This window comes from Salinimicrobium profundisediminis (genome assembly GCF_026241755.1).
Lineage (GTDB): Bacteria > Bacteroidota > Bacteroidia > Flavobacteriales > Flavobacteriaceae > Salinimicrobium > Salinimicrobium profundisediminis.
Window position 1 is genome coordinate 1 of sequence record NZ_JAPJDA010000041.1, and the last position, 6287, is coordinate 6287.

General features: G+C 41.8%; 1 protein-coding gene. It reads left to right on the top strand.

Going from position 1 to position 6287, the window contains the following annotated elements; translation table 11 throughout:
* On the top strand, positions 1-6287 hold a 6287-nt coding region (locus tag OQ279_RS17030), incomplete at both ends, for a thrombospondin type 3 repeat-containing protein (RefSeq protein ID WP_266071253.1).

The following is a 6287-nucleotide window of genomic DNA, read 5'->3' on the forward strand; positions in this document are numbered from 1 at the left end:
GGTAGTACTGTAGTTTCTTCACCTGGAAATTATACAGTAATTGATAGTAATTTATTGATTCTTTTGTCTGACAATGTCAATGGTGCAACCGTCTCTATTAATGAAAATTTCCAATCGGGTGATGAGTTGAGGTTAAACACTGGCTTTACTTTACCTTCTGGCGTGACCAGCAGCTATAGTGCTTCAACCGGGGTGCTTACCCTTTCGGGAGCTATGACCTCCCAGGAACTTCAGGATATTTTTCAAAATGTGCAGTTTCGTACTACCAGTAGCAACGTTCTCGAAAGGGAAATAGTTTTTAACATTGGAGGAGGAGTTTCTAACTCCGATAATGATCATTATTACGAATATGTAAGTGGTGCTTTCACCTGGGAACAGGCCAGGGCAGATGCCGCAACAAAAACCTTAAATGGTTTGCAGGGATATCTTGCCACTGTTACCTCAGCTTCAGAAAATGAATTCATTACGACCAAACTATCCGATGATGGCTGGCTGGGAGGCTCTGATAGTTATACACAAATTAATTCAGCTTTAGGAAGTTCACTTTACGCAAATCAAACAGAGGCTGAAGGCAAATGGTACTGGATTACTGGCCCCGAAGCTGGCATTCAGTTTTCGGAGGTTGCTACTGCCGTGAATGGTCAATATACTAACTGGTACGGTTCCGAGCCTAACAACCATAGTAGCGATGAACATTCCCTTCAAATTTATTTTCAGAATGATGGAAAATGGAATGATGAAGGAAAAGGCAATACAATGGGCTACATTGTAGAATATGGTGGACTTGCCGGGGATCAATCTTGTTTTCAATATTCAGGAGTAAAGACCCTAGAATTGAATACACCTCCTCAAATTTCTGAAATAGCAAATATTTCGAACTGTCCTTCAGAACCCTACAAATTCACGGTTGACATCACAGATACCGAAGATACCTATCAAAACCTGGAAGTTAAGGCTACATCAAATAACAAAACATTTATACCCGATGCTAATATTAGTTTTGTACATAATGGGACGAATTATGATGTGACTATAATTCCTGCTGAAGGTGTGCAGGCAACTTCAGAAATTACTATCACAGTTACAGATTCCGGGAACCTTTCATCAACTGAAATTTTTAAATTCACGGCAGTAGATAATATAGCTACAGTAGTTGTTACTAAGGATATCACAGTGCAACTTGATGCTGATGGAACCGCTTCTATTCTACCTGCTGATGTCGATAACGGCTCTTCAGACAATTGTGAGATCGATACCATGAGTCTGGATGTTACCAGCTTTAGCTGCTCGAATGTGGATAACCCCGTCCTGGTTACCCTGACGGTAAGCGATGTTAATGGCAATGAATCTTCAGAAACCGCTACCGTAACAGTTGAAGATTCTGTAGCTCCGGTTGTGGTGACACAAAACATCACGGTTCAGCTTGATGCTACAGGAAACGCAACTATTACCCCTGAAGATGTAGACAATGGTTCATCAGACAACTGTAAGATTGATACGATGAGTCTGGATGTTACCAGCTTTAGCTGTTCCAATTTTGGTAGTCCTGTAACAGTAACTTTGACAGTAAGTGATGTAAACGGCAATATAGAAACTCAGACCGCAACAGTGACTGTAGAGGACAATCTTGCCCCGGTAGTAAGTGCAGAGGAATTTACATTGCTGCTTAATGAGAACGGGGAAGGAGTCGTGAATCCTCAGGATATTTTAACTGGTATTTCCGATAACTGTACCACCAATCCTACAATTAGTTTAGGTGAAAACACTTTTAGTTGTGAAGATGTGGGGAAAACAGGAGGCTGGGAAGAACTTAGCAGTACTGTAACATATAATTATTCAAGAAGTGATTTTTACTCAGATGCTTCCGGGATCTATATGGTTGGAAATAGTAATGATACTGGCAACCTGGAGATATTGAGTTGGGAAGATGCAGACTGGAAGGTTATCTCCTCTACCACACTTGGTTTTACACCAATATATTCAAGCTTTTCAAGACATCAAAATGGAAGCTTCCTGGTTAGTGCATTAGGTCCAAATAATACTTTCTTCTTGTATGAATACAATACAAATTTAGATCAATGGAAAGGTTTAATTACCGAAAGCAACAACAACCAGTGGAATTTGTCCTACACGTACGATCCTGCAGATTTTGCGACCAATCCTTTGGATAACGAGGTATGGTTAACTTTTTTACCTTTTTCCAGTCCGGCTGGCACCTATAAACCTATTGTGCTAAAATATGATGGTACTGCTTTGAGCCTCGTAGGCTATCCTGCAACCGGAATTACTAATGAATGGTCCAAAAACAGTCAAATTATCTTTACACCCGATGGTACTCCTACTGTACTATTTGGTGCCAGAAATAATAATTTAGGTCCTTTCCTTATTTCTTACGTTAACAATCAATGGATTAACCAGGGACCAATAGACGGTATCCAGGACAGATCATCTGTTCTAGAAATGGAAGTTTCAAATACAGGTGAAGTGTACCTTCTCTTCGATAGGGTAACTACAGGGACAACTTCCCTTTACAAGACCACCGATTTTACTAATTACGAAAAATTAGATGAGCGAACAGGGAGATATATTGCTGTATCTCTTTCAAAACTGAATTCAGGTGAGGTATTTTATAAGTTTCAGAACAAGGGATTCCTTATAAATGGTTCTCAATTGGATGATTTTAGCGATTCAAGTATTGGGACCTTATATAATAGCCGTCTTATTGACAATCCAAAGGGAGGATACTTCTTGTTTGGGAATATTTCTTCCCAGGGAAATTCCAGGGCTTATGGTTACTCTGATGGAAATAGTCTTACCTATACTGTATCCGACAATTCAGGAAATATCACATCAGGGAGTGTAAAAATTACTGTGGAGGACAACATTAAACCACAGGTAGTTACAAAGGATATAACTGTTGAGCTGGATGAAAACGGCGCTGCAACTATCACTGCCGAAATGATTGATGATAACTCTTCAGATGCCTGTGGTATTGATAGCTATTCGCCGGATACTACTGAATTCGATTGCTCCAATGTTGGTGAGAACACAGTCAAACTTACAGTTACTGATGTTAACGGAAATGAGGCTACTGCCGAAGCTACCGTAACGGTAGAAGATAATGTAACACCAATTGCAATTGCACAGGATGTTACCATCTATCTGGATGAAAACGGACAGGCCTCTACTACTGCAGAAGCTATCAACAATAATTCAACAGACAATTGTGAGATTGAAAGTCTGAGTTTGAGCAAAACTGGGTTTGATTGCTCCAATGTTGGTGAGAATACAGTAATACTTACTGTTGTTGATGTTAATCAAAACGAATCTACTGCTGAAGCTACTGTAACGGTTGTGGACAATGTAGCACCAGATGCAATAGCACAGAACATCACTGTACAACTTGATGCTGAAGGTAATGCATCCATTACTCCGGAGATGATCGACAACAGTTCGAACGACGCCTGTGGAATTTCAGAAATGACACTCGATAATGCCACTTTTGATGTCACTAATGTTGGAGAGAATACTGTTGTTCTTACAGTAGTCGATAATAACGGTAATGAGAGTACACTTGAAGCTACGGTTACCGTAGAAGACAAAGTAGCGCCTGTGGTCGTTACTGCTGATATTACTGTAGAGCTTGATGCTGACGGTAATGCGACTATCAATCCTGAAGATATCGACAATGGTTCTTCTGATGCTTCCGGAATTTCAGAAATGACACTTAACATTGACACTTTTGACTGTTCAAATGTTGGGGAGAACACCGTGGAGCTTACCGTTGAAGATAATAATGGAAATACAACTTCTTCCGAAGCAATTGTAACAGTTGAAGACAATGTGGCTCCTGTAGTTGCTACTCAAAACATCACTGTACAACTTGATGCTGAAGGTAATGCAACCATTACTCCGGCGATGATCGACAACGGTTCGAACGACGCCTGCGAAATTTCAAAAATGTCTCTTGATAATGACACTTTTGACTGCTCCAATGTTGGGGAGAACACGGTGGTGCTTACTGTTGAAGACAACAATGGAAACACAAATTCTGCGGAAGCAATTGTAACAGTAGAAGATAATGTAGCTCCTGTAGTTGCAATCCAAAACATCACAGTTCAACTGGATGCCGAAGGCAATGCGACCATCACTCCGCAAATGATCGACAACGGTTCTACCGATGCCTGCGGAATTTCAGAAATGACTCTTGATATTAACATTTTTGACTGCTCTAATGTCAGGGAGAACACGGTAGTGCTTACTGTCGAAGACAACAATGGCAATACAACTTCTGCGGAAGCAATCGTGACTGTTGAAGACAATGTAGCTCCGGTGGTTGCAATCCAAAACATCACTGTTCAACTTGATGCTGAAGGAAACGCGACCATCACTCCAGAAATGATCGACAACGGTTCTTCAGATGCCTGCGGAATTTCAGAAATGTCGCTTGATAATGACACTTTTGACTGCTCAAATGTTGGGGAGAACACAGTGGTGCTAACAGTTGAAGACAATAACGGAAATAAAACTTCTTCCGAAGCAATTGTGACTGTAGAAGACAATGTAGCTCCAAATGTAGTTACGCAAAACATCACCGTGCAACTGGATGCTGAAGGAAACGCAACTATTACTCCGGCGATGATCGACAATGGCTCTAACGATGCCTGCAGAATTTCAGAAATGTCGCTTGATAATGCCACTTTTGACTGCTCTAATGTCGGGGAGAATACGGTGGTGCTAACAGTGGAAGACAACAATGGAAATACAACTTCTGCGGAAGCTACAGTAACTGTTGAAGATAATGTAGCTCCTGTAGTTGCGATCCAAAACATCACTGTTCAACTTGATGCTGAAGGAAACGCAACCATCACTCCAGAAATGATCGACAACGGTTCTACCGATGCCTGCGGGATTTCAGAAATGTCGCTTGATATTGCCACTTTTGACTGCTCAAATGTCGGTGAAAATACGGTAGTGCTTACTGTTGAAGACAACAATGGAAATACAACTTCTTCCGAAGCAATTGTGACTGTAGAAGACAATGTAGCTCCAAATGTAGTTACGCAAAACATCACTGTGCAGTTGGATGCTGAAGGAAACGCAACTATCACTCCGCAAATGATCGACAACGGTTCTACCGATGCCTGCGGAATTTCAGAAATGACGCTTGATAATGCCATTTTTGACTGTTCAAATGTCGGGGAGAATACGGTAGTGCTTACTGTTGAAGATAACAATGGAAATACAACTTCTTCCGAAGCAATCGTGACTGTAGAAGACAACGTAGCTCCTGTAGTTGCTGTTCAAAACATCACCGTGCAGCTCGATGCTGAAGGAAACACGACTATTACTCCGGCGATGATCGACAACGGTTCTACCGATGCCTGCGGGATTTCAGAAATGTCGCTTAATATTGACACTTTTGACTGCTCTAATGTCGGGGAGAACACTGTGGTGCTTACTGTTGAAGACAACAATGGAAACACCTCTTCTTCCGAAGCAATCGTAACTGTTGAAGACAATGTAGCTCCTGTAGTTGTGGTTAAAAACATTAGCGTGCAGCTTGATGATGACGGTAAGGTGACTATCGCCACTGCAGATGTGGTGGAAAGTGCGACCGATAACTGTGCTGTGGGCAGTATTACGCTAAGTGAAACCCGTTTTGACTGTGCAACCGGCGCCACAAAAGATGTGACGATTACGGTTACCGATGTGAACGGCAACATTACAACTAAAGTTGCAACGGTGACCATCCTTGATGAAACCGCTCCCGTGGTGATCGCGAAAGACATCGTGGTAGAACTTGACGAAAATGGCATGGCCAGTATCGTTGCCGAAGATGTCTATGATGAGGTTTTTGACAACTGCGGAATTGCTTCCATGAGCCTTGATGTGACCAGCTTTGGATGTGACAATGAAGGGATGAACTTCGTCCTGCTAAGTGTTACCGACTTTAGCGGAAATGTTGGAACGGCTGAAGCTGTTGTAGAAGTGAGAAACAGCTTTGGAGACAATGATTCCGACGGCATGAAAGACAACTGTGACGATGATGATGACAATGATGGTATTCCTGATGATGTTGACAATGCACCGCTGGAGCCAAATCCAGACCAGACAGATACAGATGGTGATGGTTTAGGAGATATCACAGATATGGACGATGATGGCGACGGAGTTCTTGATGAAGATGATAACTGTCCGCTAACCTATAATCCTGGTCAGGAAGACATCGATAAAGATGGTGTGGGAGATGTTTGTGACACAACACAAATCCTTGTTTCTGAAGC